The sequence below is a fragment of the Verrucosispora sp. CNZ293 genome, assembly GCF_002754655.1.
In genome coordinates this window covers 4,925,381-4,943,521 of sequence record NZ_PEFR01000001.1, presented here as the reverse complement: position 1 = coordinate 4,943,521, position 18,141 = coordinate 4,925,381, and the positions used below count along the sequence as shown (strand labels likewise).

20 protein-coding genes, 2 tRNA genes and 2 pseudogenes are annotated in these 18,141 nt (G+C 68.9%); 15 read left to right on the top strand and 9 right to left on the bottom strand.

Going from position 1 to position 18,141, the window contains the following annotated elements:
* Positions 1-136: 136 nt before the first annotated feature.
* Positions 137-250: pseudogene (locus CLT74_RS31505) on the top strand (hypothetical protein); the annotation flags it as partial.
* Positions 251-450: 200 nt separating this feature from the next.
* A complete protein-coding gene (locus CLT74_RS30890) occupies positions 451-999 on the top strand; it encodes a hypothetical protein (RefSeq protein ID WP_486582524.1) in 549 nt (182 codons plus the stop codon).
* 53 nt (positions 1,000-1,052) lie between these two features.
* Here CLT74_RS30890 and CLT74_RS22650 read toward each other — a convergent pair.
* Together CLT74_RS22650 and CLT74_RS22645 are read right to left on the bottom strand one after the other, a co-directional pair.
* Positions 1,053-1,494, bottom strand: a pseudogene (locus CLT74_RS22650) (NAD(P)/FAD-dependent oxidoreductase); the annotation flags it as partial.
* Entirely contained in the window at positions 1,494-1,826 is a 333-nt protein-coding gene (locus CLT74_RS22645; RefSeq protein WP_099848645.1) for a metalloregulator ArsR/SmtB family transcription factor, read from the bottom strand. The gene CLT74_RS22645 and the pseudogene CLT74_RS22650, both read right to left, overlap by 1 nt.
* Positions 1,827-1,888: 62 nt before the next feature.
* Between CLT74_RS22645 and CLT74_RS22640 the strand changes: the two genes are divergently transcribed.
* On the top strand, positions 1,889-3,016 hold the full coding sequence (locus CLT74_RS22640) for a flavin-containing monooxygenase (protein ID WP_099848643.1): 1,128 nt from the start codon (positions 1,889-1,891) through the stop codon (positions 3,014-3,016).
* 39 nt (positions 3,017-3,055) lie between these two features.
* Here CLT74_RS22640 and CLT74_RS22635 read toward each other — a convergent pair whose 3' ends face one another.
* Entirely contained in the window at positions 3,056-3,430 is a 375-nt protein-coding gene (locus CLT74_RS22635; protein ID WP_099848641.1) for a metalloregulator ArsR/SmtB family transcription factor, read from the bottom strand.
* 85 nt (positions 3,431-3,515) lie between these two features.
* On the opposite strand from CLT74_RS22635, the gene CLT74_RS30525 reads away from it, so the two are divergent.
* The 5 genes from CLT74_RS30525 to CLT74_RS22610 all read left to right on the top strand — a co-directional run bounded on the left by CLT74_RS30525 (position 3,516) and on the right by CLT74_RS22610 (position 7,592).
* On the top strand, positions 3,516-3,665 hold the full coding sequence (locus CLT74_RS30525) for a hypothetical protein (protein WP_158240288.1): 150 nt from the start codon (positions 3,516-3,518) through the stop codon (positions 3,663-3,665).
* A gap of 369 nt (positions 3,666-4,034) precedes the next feature.
* Complete coding sequence (locus tag CLT74_RS22625) at positions 4,035-4,361, top strand: metalloregulator ArsR/SmtB family transcription factor (protein ID WP_099852645.1); 327 nt, start codon at positions 4,035-4,037, stop codon at positions 4,359-4,361.
* On the top strand, positions 4,361-4,858 hold the full coding sequence (locus CLT74_RS22620) for a GNAT family N-acetyltransferase (RefSeq protein ID WP_099848637.1): 498 nt from the start codon (positions 4,361-4,363) through the stop codon (positions 4,856-4,858). The genes CLT74_RS22625 and CLT74_RS22620 overlap by 1 nt, the downstream gene beginning before the upstream one ends.
* 74 nt (positions 4,859-4,932) lie before the next feature.
* A complete protein-coding gene (locus tag CLT74_RS22615) occupies positions 4,933-6,342 on the top strand; it encodes an FAD-dependent oxidoreductase (protein WP_099848635.1) in 1,410 nt (469 codons plus the stop codon).
* Positions 6,342-7,592 carry an MFS transporter gene (locus CLT74_RS22610; protein WP_099848633.1) on the top strand — a complete coding sequence of 417 codons (1,251 nt, stop codon included), beginning with the start codon at positions 6,342-6,344 and terminating at the stop codon, positions 7,590-7,592. Before CLT74_RS22615 ends, CLT74_RS22610 begins: the two co-directional genes overlap by 1 nt.
* An 820-nt stretch (positions 7,593-8,412) precedes the next feature.
* On the opposite strand, the gene CLT74_RS22605 is transcribed toward CLT74_RS22610, so the two are convergent.
* Positions 8,413-8,730 carry an NIPSNAP family protein gene (locus tag CLT74_RS22605; RefSeq protein WP_099852641.1) on the bottom strand — a complete coding sequence of 106 codons (318 nt, stop codon included), beginning with the start codon at positions 8,728-8,730 and terminating at the stop codon, positions 8,413-8,415.
* A gap of 140 nt (positions 8,731-8,870) precedes the next feature.
* Positions 8,871-9,371, bottom strand: coding sequence for an ester cyclase (locus tag CLT74_RS22600; protein ID WP_486582520.1), 501 nt, complete (start codon positions 9,369-9,371; stop codon positions 8,871-8,873).
* A gap of 147 nt (positions 9,372-9,518) precedes the next feature.
* Between CLT74_RS22600 and CLT74_RS22595 the strand changes: the two genes are divergently transcribed.
* Positions 9,519-10,145: a TetR/AcrR family transcriptional regulator gene (locus tag CLT74_RS22595; protein ID WP_099848629.1), complete on the top strand. Its 627-nt coding sequence runs from the start codon at positions 9,519-9,521 to the stop codon at positions 10,143-10,145.
* 249 nt (positions 10,146-10,394) lie between these two features.
* Here CLT74_RS22595 and CLT74_RS22590 read toward each other — a convergent pair whose 3' ends face one another.
* Together CLT74_RS22590 and CLT74_RS30520 are read right to left on the bottom strand one after the other, a co-directional pair.
* Positions 10,395-11,639, bottom strand: coding sequence for a sigma-70 family RNA polymerase sigma factor (locus CLT74_RS22590; protein ID WP_099848627.1), 1,245 nt, complete (start codon positions 11,637-11,639; stop codon positions 10,395-10,397).
* Positions 11,636-11,995: a YciI family protein gene (locus CLT74_RS30520; RefSeq protein ID WP_486582753.1), complete on the bottom strand. Its 360-nt coding sequence runs from the start codon at positions 11,993-11,995 to the stop codon at positions 11,636-11,638. The genes CLT74_RS22590 and CLT74_RS30520 overlap by 4 nt, the downstream gene beginning before the upstream one ends.
* Positions 11,996-12,155: 160 nt before the next feature.
* On the opposite strand from CLT74_RS30520, the gene CLT74_RS22580 reads away from it, so the two are divergent.
* The 6 genes from CLT74_RS22580 (at position 12,156) to CLT74_RS22555 (ending at position 16,807) form a co-directional block, all read left to right on the top strand.
* Positions 12,156-12,581 carry a DoxX family protein gene (locus tag CLT74_RS22580; RefSeq protein WP_099848625.1) on the top strand — a complete coding sequence of 142 codons (426 nt, stop codon included), beginning with the start codon at positions 12,156-12,158 and terminating at the stop codon, positions 12,579-12,581.
* A 34-nt stretch (positions 12,582-12,615) separates the two neighbouring features.
* Positions 12,616-13,056, top strand: coding sequence for a DUF1579 family protein (locus tag CLT74_RS22575; RefSeq protein ID WP_099848623.1), 441 nt, complete (start codon positions 12,616-12,618; stop codon positions 13,054-13,056).
* A gap of 729 nt (positions 13,057-13,785) precedes the next feature.
* Complete coding sequence (locus CLT74_RS22570) at positions 13,786-14,193, top strand: VOC family protein (RefSeq protein WP_099848621.1); 408 nt, start codon at positions 13,786-13,788, stop codon at positions 14,191-14,193.
* A gap of 468 nt (positions 14,194-14,661) precedes the next feature.
* Positions 14,662-15,087, top strand: coding sequence for a hypothetical protein (locus CLT74_RS22565; RefSeq protein WP_099848619.1), 426 nt, complete (start codon positions 14,662-14,664; stop codon positions 15,085-15,087).
* A complete protein-coding gene (locus CLT74_RS22560; protein ID WP_099852632.1) occupies positions 15,087-15,305 on the top strand; it encodes a helix-turn-helix transcriptional regulator in 219 nt (72 codons plus the stop codon). Before CLT74_RS22565 ends, CLT74_RS22560 begins: the two co-directional genes overlap by 1 nt.
* Before the next feature lie 2 nt (positions 15,306-15,307).
* The gene (locus CLT74_RS22555) at positions 15,308-16,807 is read left to right on the top strand and encodes an alpha/beta fold hydrolase (protein WP_099848617.1); all 1,500 of its coding nucleotides are present in this window, start codon (positions 15,308-15,310) and stop codon (positions 16,805-16,807) included.
* 772 nt (positions 16,808-17,579) lie between these two features.
* On the opposite strand, the gene CLT74_RS22550 is transcribed toward CLT74_RS22555, so the two are convergent.
* Together CLT74_RS22550 and CLT74_RS22545 are read right to left on the bottom strand one after the other, a co-directional pair.
* Positions 17,580-17,652, bottom strand: a tRNA-Arg gene (locus CLT74_RS22550).
* 35 nt (positions 17,653-17,687) lie between these two features.
* Positions 17,688-17,778 (bottom strand) — tRNA-Ser (locus CLT74_RS22545).
* Between the last annotated feature and the right edge of the window lie 363 nt (positions 17,779-18,141).

The window sequence follows — 18,141 nt, the reverse complement described above, 5'->3', positions numbered from 1 at the left end:
GGGGCGAGATAGCAGGTGTCACGGTCTTCACGGTTCCCACGTCTTGCATCGTTGCAGGAAAGCATCGATCGGCTGGTGAACGAGGGCAGGATCACCGTGAGTTCGTGTGGGAGTCCACCGTCTCTGCCGTATCGGCATGATGATCTGCGGATCGAGGGAGGTGCTGAGCGTGCCCGGGTCGTGTGACGTGGTGGTCGTCGGGGGTGGGCAGGCGGGGCTGGCGGCGGGCTACTACCTGCGTCGCGCGGGTCTGGATTACGTCATCCTCGACGCCCAGTCGCAGCCGGGTGGCGCGTGGCGGCACGGTTGGGAGTCGTTGCGGTTGTTCTCTCCGGCGGAGTACAGCCCGCTGCCGGGGTGGGGGATGCCGCGGCAGACCGGTGAGGAGTTTCCGACCGCCGGGCACGTCTGCACTACACGTCGCCGGAGGAGTTCCGGGGTCAGCGGGTCGTGGTCGTCGGTGGAGGCAACTCGGCGGCGCAGATCCTGGCGGAGGTGTCCCGGGTCACCGAGGCCACCTGGGTCACGGCACGCCCGGCACGGTTCATGCCGGACGACATCGATGGTCGGGTGTTGTTCGGGGTGGCGACCCGAAAGGCCGCTGGTGGTGCCGGTGGTGGTGTGAGCGACCTTGGCGACATCGTGATGGTGCCCAGCGTCCGCGACGCACGGGATCGTGGCGTTCTGCACGCCCGTCCGATGTTCGTGCGGCTGACCGAACGCGGCGTGCGGTGGGCCGACGGCACCGAGCAGGGCTGCGACGCTGTGATCTGGTGTACGGGTTTCAGGGCAAATCTCGCCCACCTCGCGCCACTGCTGCGCGGATGGCCGCAGGGTGAGGTGGCCACCGAGGGCACCCGGTCGGTGGACGAGCCTCGCCTCTACCTGCTCGGCTACGGCGATTGGACGGGGCCGGCGTCAGCCACGCTGGTGGGTGCCGGCCGGACAGCGAAAGCGACGGTCGCTGACATCGCCTCCCGGCTGGACGGGCAGCCGTAGGCCCGATACTCGGGGCGGGTTGACCCGACCGCGGGCGGTGCCGGTCAGGGGAGGACGGCGACGAACACGCCGGTGACGTTCAGGACCCGGGTCTGGCCAGGTGGACGTCCCGTAGTCGCGCTCCGGCGACGGCGCCGTCATGACCGAGAATCTCCTTGACCCACGCTTTCCACGCGACCCGACCACGGCGATGTCCTGGTCCCGGAAGAAGAATCCGTCGCAGGTGGCGCAGGAGGAGACGCCGCGGCCGAGGAGTTCCTGCTTGCCGGGGACGCCGAGGGACCGCCAGGCGGATCCGGTGGCGAGGATGACCGCCCGCGCCTGGTGAGGCTGCCCGCCGACCCAGACGGTCTTGGTGGGGGTGGTGAGGTCGGCTCGGGTGACGTCGTCGGTGAGGAACTGGGCGCCGAAGCTGTCGGCCTGCTTGCGGAGGTTGTCCATCAGGTCAGGACCGGTGATGCCGTCGGGGAAGCCGGGGAAGCTTTCGTGGGGCGTCAGCAGCAGGTGGCCAGGTACGACTGCAGGTCCGCCAACGCGGCGAGGGCGCCGTCGCGGTCGGCCCGGTAGTACACCGTCTTGCCGTCGCGTCGCGAGGTGACCACTCCGCCACGTCGCAGCAGGGTCAACTGCTGCGACGCGGTGGCCTGGCTGATGCCGACCCGCTCGGCCACCTCGCCCACGGACATCTCGGCGCCGCGGGCGAACAGCATCATGATCCGCTGCCGGGTGGGGCTGCCGAGAGCCTTGAGAAACTCCTGCGTCTGCGGCGTAAGGCCCGGGACGGCGCCGTGCAGCCCGGTTGGCTGGTCGTCGGCGGTCTGGTTCATGGGCACACCTTCCCCCTCCAGCATCATATTGTCATTCAACAAAATGACGTTATGATCGTGACGTGACTGCTCAAGTTGATCCGGTGATCATCATCGGCGGCGGCCAGGCCGGCCTCGCCGCCGCCCGTGCCACCCTCGCCGTCGGCCTGCGTCCGGTTGTCCTGCACGCGGACACCGAGCCGGTCGGTTCCTGGGCGGGCTACTACGACAGCTTGACCCTGTTCTCACCCGCCCGCTACAGCGCCCTGCCCGGACTGGCCTTCGACGGGAACCCCGACCACCACCCCCACCGCGACGAGGTCGTCGCCTACCTGCGCCGCTACGCGGCAACTCTGGACGCCGAGATCCGCACCGGCGTGCGCGTCACCGAGGTACACCCGCACGCTGGCGACGGGTATCTCATCCGCACCGATGCTGGTGACGAGATCGCCGCAGCCGGTGTCGTCGCCGCCAGCGGGTCCTTCGGCAACCCGTACCTGCCCGACCTGCCCGGCCGCAGCGACTTCACCGGAGGCCTGCTGCATGTCGCCGACTACCGCCGGCCGGAACCATACGCGGGCAAGCGGGTCATCGTCGTCGGGGCCGGCAACTCCGCGGTGCAGGTCGCCTACGAACTCGCGGAGCACGCGCACGTCACCCTCGCCACCCTCGAACCCGTCCGGTTCCTGCCGCAGCGCATCGGCGGGCGGGACCTGCACCACTGGCTGCGCGTCACCGGCGCGGACCGCCTCCCCCGGCGGATCCTCACCCACCTGATCCGGCACGCCGCCGTGCTCGACACCGGCGTCTACCGCAAGGCCATCACCTCCGGACAACTCGCCCGCCGGGACATGTTCACTACCTTCACCCCCGACGGCGTCGTCTGGAGCGACGGCACGACAGATGCGGTGGATGCGGTCATCTTCGCCACCGGCTACCGCCCGGACCTGGGCTACCTGGAACCCCTCGGCACCGTCGCGCAAGGCACGCCCCGACAGGTGGGCGGACTCTCCACCACCCATCGGGGGCTGGCCTACGTGGGGCTGGAGTTCCAGCGATCCTTCGCCTCGAACACGCTGCGCGGCGTCAGCCGCGACGCCACCCACGTGATGCGTGCTCTCGCCGCGCACCTGTCCGGGCGGCGCAGGCTGCCACGCTCGGCGAGGGTTCCGACGTCCGCGCGCAGTGGCACGGCTGGCGCACCACGCTGACCACTGCACGGCGAGCGTCGCGCACGGCGTCGGGTGGTGTTAGGACTCGGCTGGCTCGACGGTGAGCAGGGCCGCCAACTGGCGCAGGATCCCCGGACGCGCCCGGTAGTAGACCCACGTCCCCCGCCGGTCGGCGTCCACCAGGCCCGCCTCGCGCAGCGTCTTCAGGTGGTGCGAGATCGTCGGCCCGGTCAGGTCGAACGCCGGCGTCAGGTCACACACGCACGCTTCCCCACCCTCGGCGGAAGCGATCATCGACATCAGCTGCAGCCGCACCGGATCTCCGAGGGCCTTGAACGCCGACGCGAGGACCGCGGCCGTCTCCGCCGGCACCCGGCGCTGCGCCAGCGGCGGGCAGCAGGGTGCGTCGGCGTTCAGGTCGATCACGGTGAGCGGCGCGGCTTGCTTCGACATGCCTCTAGGTTGACATCTCTCTAATCAGCGTGCAAGTCTCTGATTAGACAGACGTCAAGACAGACGTCGTCGGGAAGGAGTTGTCATGTTCGGCAAGGCTCGGCGGTCATCGGCAGCCCCGGCGGGAGTTCTGTTCTGCGACTCCTGCGCCGAGGTGTCCACCGCCGCCCAGCGCGCGCAGCGCCGCTACGAACGCGCCCGCACCACCATCTACGCCCTGATCAGCCTGCGATAACCGGAAGGGACATCCCCGATGAGCGAGAACACCCAGACCACCGGCGACTCGGCCGCCGCCCTCGCGGCCACCGGATCCGGCTCCTGCTGCGCAAGCCCCACCCGAGCGGTCGAGTCGGCCCTCCCGCCCGTCGTTGAGACGGCGACCGCCGGCCCCTGCTGCGGCACGGCGGAGGCCGCTCGGACCGCCGACTCCTGCTGCGACGCAGAGGCCAAGGCCGAGGCCATCAACGCAGGACGGAAGTGCTGCCGATGACCTCTGCCGCGCCGGCAGATTTGCTCGGCCAGCTCTGCCACCGCCCGCCTCGCCGCGACGACATCCGTTAGACTTTCATCGTCGATCGGCGATAAACGATAGAAGGAGTGGGTGGTGGACGAACTACTCGACCGGGCGACCGCGCGGACGTACGCCTCGTGGTTCCGGGCACTGGCCGACCCGACGCGGGTGCAGATCGTCGAGTACCTCGCCCGGCACAACCGGCCGATGAGCGTCGGTGAGATCGTCGCCGCCGTGGGGCTGGCCCAGTCCACCGTCTCCCAACACCTGAAGATCCTGACCGAGGTGCGGTTCGTGCTCGTCGAGCCGGTCGGCACCGCACGCCACTACCGCATCAACGATGCCTGCGTCGACTGCTTCCCGTCCGCCGCCGACGTGGTCATGGGCCGCCCGGCCCCGACCCCGAACGGAGCCTGCTGATGGCCGACATCACCGTTCGCCCGATGACGGTGGATGACGCCGGCCGGGTCCTGGCCATCTACCAGGCCGGTCTCGACACCGGCGACGCCAGCTTCGAGACCGTCGCCCCGACCTGGGCGGCGTTCGACGCCGGCAAGCTGGCCGACCACCGCTTCGTGGCCGTCGACGCAGACGAGTCCGTGCTTGGCTGGGTCGCCGTGTCACCGGCGTCGGCCCGCGCGGTCTACGCCGGCGTCGTCGAGCACTCCGTCTACATCGACCCCGTCGCCCACGGGCGTGTAGCCGGCCGGCTACTCCTCGATGCCCTGATCGCGTCGACCGAGGCTGCCGGCATCTGGACCATCCAGTCCGGCGTCTTCCCCGAGAACACGGCCAGCCTCACCCTGCACCAGCACGCCGGGTTCCGGATCATCGGCACCCGCGAACGCGTCGGCCGCCACCACGGCCGATGGCGGGACGTCATCCTGCTCGAGCGTCGCAGCCCGGCCATTACCTGACGACCTGCCGCTGCCGTTGCCGGCGACCCTCTACGCCCTGCTGATTCGATGAACCTCAACATAAGGAGTTCTTGATGAGCGCCCTGGACCAGCTGCCCGTCGCTGTCATCGGCGCGGGCCCGGTCGGCCTCGCCGCGGCCGCGCACCTGCACGAGCGCGGGCTGCCCTTCACCGTCCTCGAAGCCGGCGACACCGCCGGTGCCGCCGTGCGGCAGTGGGGTCACGTCCGCGTGTTCTCCCCGTGGCGGTACAACATCGACCCGGCCGCCCGCCATCTGCTCGACGACGCCGACTGGATCGCCCCCGACCTCGAGGCCCTGCCCACGGGCGCGGAACTGGTCGCCGACTACCTGCAGCCCCTCGCCCAGCTGCCCCAGGTCAAGCCGCACCTGCGCTACGAGGCCCGGGTGGAGGCGATCAGCAGACTCGGGTTCGACAGGCTCCGCACCGGCGGCCGCGAGCAGGCCCCCTTCCTGGTCCGCCTCACCACCGGCGAGGAGATCCTGGCCCGCGCCGTGATCGACGCCTCCGGCACCTGGGGCACCCCAAACGTCCTCGGCGCGTCCGGCCTGCCCGCCCGCGGCGAGCTGGACGCCGCCGCGTACCTGGAGCACGCGCTGCCGGACGTGCTCGGCGCGGACCGGGACCGGTTCGCCGGCCGGCACACCCTCGTCGTCGGTGCCGGGCATTCCGCCGCCAACACCCTGCTCTCCCTGGCCGACCTCGCCGCGCAGGAACCGGGCACGGGGGTGACCTGGGCCATCCGCTCGGCTGCCCCGGCCCGCACCTACGGCGGCGGCGACGCCGACGCCCTGCCCGCCCGCGGGGCGCTAGGCTCACGCCTGCGCGAGCACGTCGACGCCGGCCGGATCCGGCTGCTCACCGGCTGCTCCGTCCACGCCCTCACGCCGACAGGTGGCCGGGTCGCTGTCGCCGTCCGCCGCGCCGACGGCGGCGACGAGCAGATCGTCGTGGACTGGATCGTCGCCGCCACCGGCTTCCGTCCCGACCACTCCATCGCCGCCGAGCTGCGTCTGGACCTCGACCCGGTCATGGGCGCCACCCGCGCCCTCGCCCCGCTGATCGACCCGAACGAGCACTCCTGCGGCACCGTCCCTCCGCACGGCGTCGACGAGCTCGCCCACCCGGAGACCGGCTACTACGCCGTCGGCATGAAGAGCTACGGCCGCGCCCCGACGTTCCTCATGGCCACCGGCTACGAGCAGGTACGCTCCGTCGTCGCCGCTCTCGCCGGCGACTGGCAGGCCGCCCGCGACGTCCAGCTCGACCTGCCCGAGACCGGCGTCTGCAACAGCAACCCCGCCGAGTCCACCGGCACCGACAGCTGCTGCGGCCCCACCCCGCAGCCAGCCGGTAAGGGGCTCGCCACCGGTATCTCCGGTGGGCTGCTCGCCGCGCCGCTCAACCTCATCAGCCTCGACACCTCGGCAAGCGGCCAGACCGGCGGCTGCTGCGCCAGCTGATGACCACCACCACGATGGCGCCCGCCGACCCGACAGTCGGCGGGCGCCACGGGTGGCGAATCGTCGCCGCCCTCGCCATCACCTCGACCGTCGGCTACGGCACCCTCTACTACGCCTATGCCGTCCTACTCAGCCCCATGGCAACCAGCCTGGACACCTCCACCACCGCCGTCACCGGCGCGCTCACCGCCAGCGTCCTCGCCGGCGCGCTGATGGCCATCCCCGTCGGCAGATGGCTCGACCGGCACGGCGGACGCGCCCTCATGACCGCAGGCTCCATCACCGCCACCGCCCTCCTGGTCGCCTGGTCCCAGGTCCAGACCGTCGGGCAGCTGTACGCCGTCATGATCGGCATCGGGATCACCGGCGCCATGGTCCTCTACGAACCAGCCTTCGCCGTCATCGTCACCTGGTTCACCCCCGACCGACGCCCCACCGCCCTGCTCGCGGTCACCGTCGTCGCCGGGTTCGCCAGCACCATCTTCATGCCCCTCACCGGCCTCCTGGCCGCACACCTCGGCTGGCGCGGCGCGCTTCTCACCCTCGCAACCATCCACGGCGTCGTGACCGTGCCCCTGCACGCCCTCACCATCCGCAAACCGCCGCACGCCACCGCGCCCACCCCCGCGCCACGAACCGACCACACCTCGCGACGGGCAGCCGCCCGCGCCGCGATGCGCGACCCCCGATTCTGGATCCTCGCCGCCACGCTCATCGCCCACGGCGCCGCCACCAGCACCATCGGCGTCCACCTCGTCAGTTACCTCACCAACCGCGGCCACCCCGCCACCTTCGCCGCCACCGCCGCCGGCCTCCTCGGCGTCCTGTCCGTCACCGGACGACTCGTCCTCACCGCCGCCCGACGCCGGCTCCCGGTCACCACCATCGTCGCCGCAGTGTTCGCCATCCAGGCGGTCGCCGTCCTCGCCATGCCCCTCGCCGCCGGAACCCGCGTCGGAGCCATCGTCACCGTCACCGGCTTCGGGCTCGGCTTCGGCATCGCCAGCCTCGCCACCCCAGCGCTGCTCACCGACCGCTACGGCACCGCCGCGTACGCCACCATCGCCGGACGACTCGCCGCCCCCGTCACCGTCGCCAAGGCCACCGCGCCTCTCGGCGCCGCCGCCGTTCTGCACATCGACGGCGGATACACCCTCCTGCTCGGCGCCGTCGCCACCTGCTGCGTCCTCGCCGCCACCGGCATGCTGACCCGCCCAACGCCCCCGAAGCAGTACCCCCGCAGCCGCTGACCAGCTGAACACGCGGCACCCGCACAACCTGCAGGCAGCCGTAGCGGCAGCCGACAACCCCAGCGCATCCTGCCTCCACCACCGCAGGAGGTGCGATCGGCATGACGACGTCAGGTCTGATCTTCAAACGGTGCGGATGCCGGGACGCCACCCGGCGGCGACTCACTCTCGGAGGCGGACCCACCTCCCAGGCCAGGCGCCGGCGAGCCGCCCGAAGGATCCGCCAGCACTGTCGTCGCCACCGTGCCACTGGACGGCGGCCCGCCCACGGCTGGAACGACGCCGCCGGACCGAGCGGGACACGAGGGATGCTCGTCGCACACGCACCATCCGAGCAACCAACCGACCACAAGGGACGAACAAAGTAAGGGGCCTGACTGCCGTTCCGGCAGGTCAGACCAATTATGATCTTGCGCGCCCGAAGGGACTCGAACCCCTAACCTTCTGATCCGTAGTGCAAAGCCACCAGCACATACCTCTACGACCAACACTCGACCCAACTCGTACGATCGTAAGCCCGACCGTCCGCCCCGATCCGGTTGCGTTCATACAGGTCTACGCGGTGGCGACGCCAGCAATTCGCGCTCCTCGATGGCAAGGTGGGTGCCGCGTCTCCGGTCTGGTCCGCGCGGGTAGCGGTCCGTCCGCGTCAGTTCCCCGACGCCCGAGCAGCCACCGAGCAACCACGATCGCCACAGCTCGCGATCCGGGCACCATATCGACCGGGCACCTCTTGTTGCCCGCGGCAAGCTAAGTGATCAGGAGCCACCCGTTGACCGTCACGACAGGCCACAACGCGTGACGACGCCGCGCGGGGCGTTCATGCCAGAGGGGATCCGGCGACCGGGTCGAGCAGCAGTTCCTCGACCTTGATGATGTCGCTGACGTCGAAGCCGTGCATGTCCGCCGCCAGTTCGGGGCTCGCCAGGTAAGCGGTGGTGAATTCAGCGGGGTCGGTGCCCTCTCGGAACGAGAGTAGGGCGATCAAGCGGGGCGCGCCGGCCTGGCGATCGGTCCAGAAGCCGTGCACGGTGACGCCGAACCTGGGCATGCTGGTGAGATGCCGCGGCCAGTGCACAGTGGCGTACTGCTGGAGCGCTTCTGTCGTGCGCAGGGTGTAGATCCTGATCTGAAACATGATCGGGTTCCGTTCGGGGTGTGGGGTCAGTTGGGGATACACATGCCAGGGTCAATAAAGCCACGCCATCAGCCGGACCGCCTTGATGGTGCGGCCGGGCTATTGCGGAGATTTGTCGTATACTCGGTGCCGCAGTAGAGCTACGCCCCTGCGGCGGCCGCCTTGGCGGCCTCGATTGCCGAGTTGAAGTCGGGGGTGGCCCCGATTTGAGCGAGCAGCACATTCGCTGCGTTGTAACAGTCGAACCTTTCGATTTTTCCGTCACGGAGATGCCAGAGATCCGCTGTCGGCACGTCGATTCGGTTGCCCGTCGGCGGAATTTCGCCGACGGGGGTAGGGAAACCACCGAGATGCGTTCCCTGAATTCTGAGTTTGACGGCAACGACATCACCGAGCGCATGCACTTCGAGTAGCTCACGGTGGACGTCGGGAAAAACGCTGGCGAAGCCAGTCAGCGCCTGAGGAATCTCGTCCCCGCGGAAGGTTAGCGAATTCGGCACGTCGTTGAACGTCCCGTTCTCGGTGAACAAGGCGCGAAAACCGTCTCCATCGAGGACGTTACCTTCCGACAGGCGGTATGCCTCGCGAACAACCTCTTCGTTACTTTTCACTTCTGCTCTTCCTTGATGCTTGGTGTCCACGCCCCATAAGTGGCTGTCGTGCGGCCAGGAGTCAAGTGACGACGCCGTCGCCCAGGCCGACGACGCCTCCGTCGTGGTTTCAGTGATGCGCGCCCAGTCAAGCTAGCAGGTTTTTGACCGTATGGTCAATAACGTAAGCTCGCTCACATGCCTCGTCCCCGCAAGTTCCTCGAGAGCGATGTCGTCAGCAGCGCTAGTGAGGTGTTCGCCGTGCACGGTCTTGCCGCTGCGACACTGGACGACCTTGTACGGGCGACCGGCTTGGGGAAGCAGAGCTTGTACAACGCGTTCGGCGGGAAGCGGGAATTGTTTTTCCGGGCACTCTCCGAGGATCGGGACGAGGCGACGCGCGCCGTCTCGGAAGCGCTCGGACACGATGACGCTTCGCCGCTGGAACGCATTCGGGGTCACATGCTCACGATGGCGATCGAGTTCAGTAGCAGTGATCGTCGGGTCTCGCTCACCACGCGTGCGCTGGTCGAATCGACCGGCGCGGAGGATCCGCTTTCGACGGCCGCGAAGGACGGCATCGAACAGCTCGCCGGCGTCTATGCTCAATGCCTGGAACATGCGCGGGAGAGCGGGGATATACCGGAGGACGCGAACGTGCAATCGCTGGCCGTCTACTTCGTCGCCGTCACTCGGGGGATGGAGTTGCTCGGCCGCGCCGGTGTCGGCCGCGCCGTTCTCACCGCGGTCGCACTCGACGCGCTTCGCGTGCTTCACGGTCAGCGGACGGACGAGGCCGATCATCGCCCGCCGGTGCGGGAATGACTGCCATCTGGCCGCTGCCAAGGCGAACTCGGGACGATTGCCTGACCGAGATCGAGGAAAGCCGTCACCATCCGGCGGCGGCTTCCCGACGCGAACCCCGCTGCCTACCTGTCAACCTCGCCAGGTCGCTGAGCAACCTGCAGGACAGGTAAGCAACGAACTCCCGTCCTGGGCGTCGTTCTTGGTCGACTGCTGTCCTACCGGGAGCTCCGGCCTATCTGGAGTAACGATACTCCGCCGCGTACCTGTTCACGCCTCCCTTAAGTCAGCCCTTGCTGTAAGGCGGGCCTGGCGGAGCAGATACTCCCGTTCCGGAATGCTCGCGGTTTGCCCGGCGGCAGCATGGTATTGGGCTACGGCGGCTTCCCGATCACCGGCTTGCTGCAGCAGATGGGCCCGCACTGCGGCCAGACGGTGGTTGCCCGTCATCCGGGGGTCGGAGTCGAGCGCGTCCAGCAGGGTCAGGCCCGCGTGCGGCCCGTGGACCATGGCGGTGGCGACGGCGCGGTTGAGCGTCACGACGGAGTTGTCGTCGAGGCGTTGGAGCATCTCGTACAGGTCGAGGATATGCGGCCAGTCGATGTCTTCGACACGAGCGGCCTGGTTATGCGCCGCGGCGATCGCCGCTTGGATCTGGTACGGGCCGGGTTGGCGGTGTGCGAGTGCTGCGGTGAGCAGGGTGACGCCTTCGTGGATGGCGCGGCGGTCCCAGTGGCTGCGGTCCTGCTCGGCCAAGGGCACGAGTTCACCGCCGGGCCCGGTGCGCGCCGCCCGGCGGGCGTCGGTGAGCAGGAGCAGTGCGAGCAGGCCGGTGACCTCGGCGTCGTCGGGTTGGACCCGGTACAGCATGCGTGCCAGCCGGATCGCCTCAGTGGCCAGGTCGGTGCGCTGCAGGGTGGCGCCGGAGGATGCTGTGTGTCCTTCGTTGAAGATCAGGTAGAGCACGTGGAGGACCGCGCGCAGCCGGGCGTCGTGGTCGTCACGGGTGGGGCGTTCGAATCTGGCACCGGCGTCCTTTATGCGCTGCTTCGCACGGCTGATCCGCTGTGCCAGCGTCGCCTCCGGCACGAGCAGCGCGTGGGCGATCTCCGCTGTGGTGAGACCGCCCACGGCGCGGAGGGTCAGAGCGATCTGTGAGGCCGCCGTCAGCGCGGGATGGCAGCACAAGACGAGCAGTGTCAGGGTCTCGTCGGACGCTGTGTCGCCGGTGTCGGCCGCCGGAGCCAGCCGATCGGCGGGTGGCACCTGCGCTGCGAGTGTCGCCTCGCGCCGTTGGCGGGCCTCCTCGCTGCGCAGGTGATCGATCAGGCGCCGGGACGCGACCCGGATCAACCAGGCCCGTGGGTTGTCCGGTACCCCGTCCGTCGGCCACTGCGTCGTCGCGGCTAGCAGTGCCTCCTGGGTGGCGTCCTCCGCCTCGTCGAAGTGCCCGTAGCGACGCGTTACCGCGGCCACGACCTGTGGCGCAAGGACGCGCATCAGATCGGCTGTCATCCGTGCACGAGCCGTAGTTCGACGCGCGCGGAGACGCAGTCGGCGAAGCGGGCCGCCAACTCGACGGCGCGATCATGGGTGGCCACGTCGATGATGCCGAACCCGGCGAGGAACTCCTTGGTTTCGGCGTAGGGCCCGTCGGAGAGCACAGGCATGCCGTCCCGGACGTCGACCGTCTGGGCGTGTGCCGGCTCGGACAGCCCGAAGGCGGCGACCAGTTCGCCGGTGGCCGCCAGCTCCTTGTGCAACGCCTGCATCGCGTCGAAGTGGGCGGCGATCTCCTCGGGGGACATCGCGTTCGGACCGGTGCCGGCCAGCGCCTCCCACGCCGATGGGCCGCCGTAGGTCATCACCATGTACTTCACGGTCACCTCCACCGCCGCTGACCTGCACATTGATACCAGATCGCAGAGACCGTAAAAGATCTCGAAGAAAATTTCGAGTGGCGTGTAGAGGACGGAAGGCCGGCTCCGACGTTCCGAGCACAACAGCGACGATCCAAGAAGGAGGGCCCTCATGACCGCCACCGTCACCCCCCACGCCACCCCTCGTTCCGCCGACCGCCCGACCGTACTGCGCCGCACCGGATCGATCGCCCGATGGATCCTGCAGGGGGTGGTCGCCGTGCAGGTCACCTCGGGTGGAGTGCTCAAACTCATTGGCGACGCGACCATGGTCGATCTGTTCACCGACATCGGTATCGGGCAGTGGCTGCGCTACCTGGTCGGCGTGTGTGAAGTGGCCGGCGCCATCGGCCTGCTGGTTCCCCGGCTCGCTGCGATGGCCGCCCTCGGCCTCACCGGACTGATGGCCGGTGCCGTGGTCACCAACCTGCTGATCGGCATCAACCCCGCCATACCAGCCGCGTTCCTGGTCATCGCGGCCGCGATCGCCTACAGCCGCCGCGCCCGGCTGCCCCGGCCCTTCACCATCACCCGTTGACATCTCTTCCGACTCCGCGAAAGGGAGCCCAGCCATGATCGACGAGATCTTCGACAGCGCTCTGTCCGCCACCAGCCCGCATCCGACCTTGAAGACCCTGGACGTTCTGGTCGGCACCTGGGACGTGGCCGGCCCCGGACACGACGGCACCGTCACCTACCAGTGGATGCCGGGCGGTCACTTCCTGGTCCAGCACGTGAACCTGACCCAAGACGGCCGCACCACCACCGGCGTCGAGTACATCGGGTACCACGCCGACAGCGGCACACTGAAGTCGCACTACTTCGGCAGCACCGGCGACCTCCTGGAGTACGTGTACGAGGTGAACGACAGGGAGCTGACCATCTGGTTCGGCGAGCCCGGACCGCCAGCGCGGTACCGCGCCACGTTCGACACGGAAGGCATCAGCGCCTCCGGAGCGTGGGCTTGGCCGGGCGGCGGCTACGAGTCCACGATGACCCGCGTCCGTTCCTGAACCGAGCAAGCCGCAGTGGCTCGACACCTGCTAGGTGTCGAGCCACTGCCGCTTCGGCCGTTCGTTGGCCGGGACACCGCCACCGCGATCGGCGCGGCGAGCCTGTCTCTGGCGGTGCCGCTGCCCCACGGCACGCGCTACCTCCGGCCCTCGACGAGAGTCACCACCCAGCCCCCGAATTGGCCGCCGCCCCGCCGGTGGGTGGACCGTCGGAAGGCACAGGTGGCTAGCGCCGGTCGATGGGCCCGTACCGGCAGGTCGGTCGATGTCGGTGAACACGTGACTCCATCGAAAGGGCACGGTCATGACGGCCTCAGGTGTGATCTTCAAACGGTGCGGCTGCCGCGACGACCAGCGGCGGCGATTGGAGCAGTCCTGCCCCCGACTGGGCGAACGGGGCCACGGCACCTGGTATTTCCGTCGCAGCAGGGTCGGTTGAGGTGGTACCCGGCCTGGTCTACCGCTACTGGCGTGACAACCTCGCTGCGGGAGAACGACTGGCTCCGCACGTGCGGCCGACGGAGCCATCGTAGGTCCGCACCTTGCCGGAGCCGCGGCTGCTATGACAGCGACACCCATCGCGGCGGAGAGCGCGCACGATCCGCGGCACGACCGATCAGCGGGCGCCGGCCGCGCCCCATCAGCGGCAGGTCCGGATGGCCCACCGGTGAGCGCAGTACCTCCGAGGTGCCTGTGCGGAGCCGATGGTCGCTGTCATAGCCTGCAGCAATGGCTGAGGGGCCGGCTCGGTTTGGTGGACGCAGCGATGTCGTCCTGGCGGTGGTCTTGGATTGTGCCGACCTGGATCGCTCGGGGACCTTCTGGTGCGAGGCGCTCGGATACGTGGCTGAGCCGCTCTCGCCAGGGCGCTACCGGCGGCTGCTACCCGCCGACGGGAACGGCGTTGAGCTGCTGTTGCAGCGAGTGCCCGAACCAAAGACGCACAAGAACAGGATGCACCTGGATCTACGCGTACCCGACCTTGAGACGGAGGTGGCCAGACTGGTGTCTCTGGGAGCGCGGTGCATCACGGACAGTCCCATCGAAGAAGACGGCTGGGCCTGGCACATCCTCGCCGACCGCGACGGCAACGAATTCTGTGTGCTACGACCACCCACGACACCTACCAACCACTGATCCGCACCACGCGCCGGGTTCCACCGCCAGCATTCGCCTCCACCCCGATCTGGGCCGCGCGCCGGACACCCGTTGCAAGCCTCTCCGCTTGCTTCCACGCGGAGATCCGGATAACAGCCGGTAAGGCTGACAGCTGCGCGCTGATCAGTATTAGGGGCGGGTACGGATGGAGCGCAGCAGAACGCCGTGCCCCGCACGTGACTGGCGTTGCGGCTGGAGCGGCTCGCATCCCTTCCTGCCGCACTACCGACGCCGTTCACCACCACGATGCCGACAACCGCGTGCACCTCTACGGCGGCACGATCGGCCCGACCGGAGGCAGACGTGATCACTTGAACCCGGTCAGCGGCATGGTTGCAAACCACAGCCCCAGATGTAACCTACAGGTGTCAATAAGACTGATGAAGGTTACTTCCAGAGGCGCAAAGGTTACTTGAAGCCATGGAGGTTACCCACGAAGGAGTTGCCATGGCATCAGCCTCGCTGACCCCTGTCCGCACCCGCCGGCTGTTCGATGTGGCGCTGTTCGTCTGGGGCGCCGCAGCCGCCGTGAACCTGACCGCCGCGGGCTCGAATGACGCCCGTCAGGCGGCCGGTTGGCTGGGCTGGCTTGAACTGGTCTACCTGTACTCGTTCCTGCTGGCCGTGCCGGCTCTCGCGGTGGCTGGGTGGGCAAAGGTTCGACTCAAGCGCCTCGGTGCAGTGGTAGAGGACGAGCGCACCGCCGATACCCACCTGCGGTCGATGGCGGCCGCACTGGTGGGTGTCCTCGCCCTGCAGCTGCCGTTCCTCTTCGAGGCGGACACGCCGTCGGTGGCCCAGGCCAAGTTCACTGTCGCGGCGGCGCTGGTGACGTACGGCGCGGCGCGGCTGTGGTTCAACCGGGAGGCGTGATGGTCGCCGCCCATCCGCTGCGCAACCGCATCAAGGTGGAACGCGCCCGCCACGACCTCACCCAGGAGCAGCTCGCCGACCTGGTCGGGGTCACCCGCAAGACCATCAACACTGTTGAAACCGGCAAGTTCATCCCGTCGACCGTGCTCGCACTCAAACTTGCCCGCGCCCTGCACACCCGGGTCGAGGAGCTGTTCTACCTGACAGACGAGGAGTGACCATGAATCTGCGCACCTGCGTCGCGGCGGCGACCGCCCTGAGCACCCTGGCGCTGAGCCCGGCCGCCGCCCACGCTGCGGTACACCCGGGTACCGGTCCGGCCGACCGCTCCGGTCCGGTGTGGGGCGACTGCCCGTCCGAGCTGAACCCGCACACCCGCCAGAAGTGCGCCGACATCCAGGTACCGCTGGATTACCGGCAACCGCGCGGCCCGCAGATCACGGTCAAGATGTCTCGTATCACAGCCGCGAATCCGGCCCGGCGGCTCGGCACCCTGGTCTTCCTGCCAGGCGGCCCAGGCAACGGCGGGCTGCACTGGCCGACCGACTACTACGGCGACGACCAGCCGCCCGAGCTACGCGACCGCTATGACCTGGTCGGGTTTGACGCCCGGGGCATCCGCTACAGCACCCCCATCACCTGCGGACTCGGGCAGCACGACCGGGGTCCCCGCTATCCGGCACCGGACGGGTCGATCGACGCGATGGTGGCCTACTCCCGCCGCACCGCCGAGGCGTGCATCCGCCACAGTGGCCCGGTCATCCGGCACGTGACCACCGCCAACACCGCCCGCGACCTGGACCGCATCCGGACCGCCCTCGGTGAACGGCGGATCTCGCTGTACGGACTGTCGTACGGCACCTACCTGGGTGCCGCGTACGCCGCCATGTTCTCTGACCGCACCGACCGGGTCGTGCTCGACAGCGCGATCGACCCGCGCCGGGCCTGGTACGACTTCTTGCGGCTAGGCGGACAGGGGCTGGCCGACCGGCTGCCCGACCTCACCGCCTGGATCGCCGCCCGGCACGACCTCTACGGGATGGGCCGGACACCGCAGGAGGTGCACCGGCGGTACCGGTCAATCACGGCCAGGCTCGACGCGCACCCGATCGATGACTTTGACGGTAACCGGTTGCGGCGGTACACCCTCGATGTGCTCAAGGAGCCGGCCGATCGCATGTTCCCGGCCATCGCCGACCTCTGGGCGACATTGGCGGCCTATCCAGCCGCACCGACGGCAGACACGTCAACTAGCCCTGAAAAGCACCGGATGGCGGTCGACGCGTCACCGGCCACGCCGGTCGACAACAACATCGCTGTCGAGTATGCCGTCACATGCGGCGACGCCGCATGGCCCCGCAACGTGCGGTTCTACCAGGCCGCGGTGCGCAAGGACCGTCAGCGTTTCCCGGACGACGCGGGCCGCTCAGCGAACATCACTCCGTGCGCGTTCTGGCCGGCACCGTTGCAGAATCCGGTGCACGTCCACGACCGCGGCCCGCGCAACGTCCTCGTGGTGCAGAACCGCCGCGACCCCGCCACGCCATGGGCCAGCGGCCTCGGGATGCGCCGAGCGTTTGGCAAGCGGGCCGCCCTGATCACCGCCGACTTCGGCGGACACGGCGCGATCGGATACCAGGAATGCGCCACGATGGTCGCACTCAACTATCTGGTCATCGATACCCGGCAGCTACCACACGATCAGACCTGCCCGGCCTGATACTGCAACCGCCTACTGCCGTTGCAGAATTGAGCACTGTATGGGTCCGCAGGAGGCGGCCCTCGCGGACGATGACGCGGATGTGAAGCAACATCCGCTCGTCGGCCATGAGCGTGCGCGGTCAATCGCCGCTATGAGCTGCCGGCAATGCGGACGACGTTTGCGGGCAGGCGGCTGGCCGACGCGGTGCCGCGCCGGCTGGCTGGCCCGGGAGCGTCGGCCCCGACCGGTCCTTACGGTCGGCCGCGCCGTGTCGCGTACCGCACGTCACCGCATGCGGGGGCCTCGATCAGCAACCGGCTCGCCGTGACGCGGGTCGGCTCCGGCTGCCCGTGCCACAGTTCAAGCATTCTCGATCGGATGCCTCGTCCTCACCACACCACCAGATCAGCCGCGCCGCAATCAGATGCGCGGACACATGATCGTCACCATCAACCACCCGCCCCAGCCGGCCGTGCCACCCCACCCACGCCACGGCACCGACCCAGCTCAGCACCGACCGCGACACCCCGCAGCAACCCTCACCACTAAGATCCACACGACCGACTACAGTGGACACTCGTCCACGATCGGCCGACGGACACCTCAGCCATGATCCAGACGGGGCGGCACGCACACGCACCGGCCTACACCCACGCGCACGGACCACCCCTCAGACGGCACACAGACATCGGAGCACCAAGCTCCCATATGATGGAAGATCACGGCACATGCCGGGAAAGAGTCAAGGCCGCAACCGGCATTTTAGCTGGTCACGGCCTTGATCGTGCGGCGCGCCCGAAGGGACTCGAACCCCTAACCTTCTGATCCGTAGTCAGATGCTCTATCCGTTGAGCTACGGGCGCTGGTGCTCGGCCAGTCTACACACCCGGCCTTCGCGCGGAGACTCCGGGATTCGAACCCGGGAGGGGCTTTAAGACCCCAACCGCATTAGCAGTGCGGCGCCATAGACCAGACTAGGCGAAGTCTCCCAGGTGGCCCGCAGACCACCGCGCCCGAGGATACAGGCCGCGCCCGGCCGGGAGCAAAGCGACTACCGGAACGAGCCGCAGCCAGGGTCCGGGACGTCTCCCGCTGTGCGTTGCTGTGATCAGGACTACGCTCCATCGACATGCAGGAGCAGCCGCCCAGCGAGCAGAACCGCCGTGAGCCTGCTGAGGGAGCCCGTCGACGCTCCCCGGAGGCGACCTTCACGCCGCCTCCAGCGCCGACACCGCCACCTTCCGAGGAGCAGGAGGACGCCGCCGGGGCCCGCCCTCGGCGAGCGAAGGCGGCGCCGAGCGTGCTCTTCCAGCCGCCACCGGTGCCAGAGCAACCGCTGCCGCGCCCGTCCG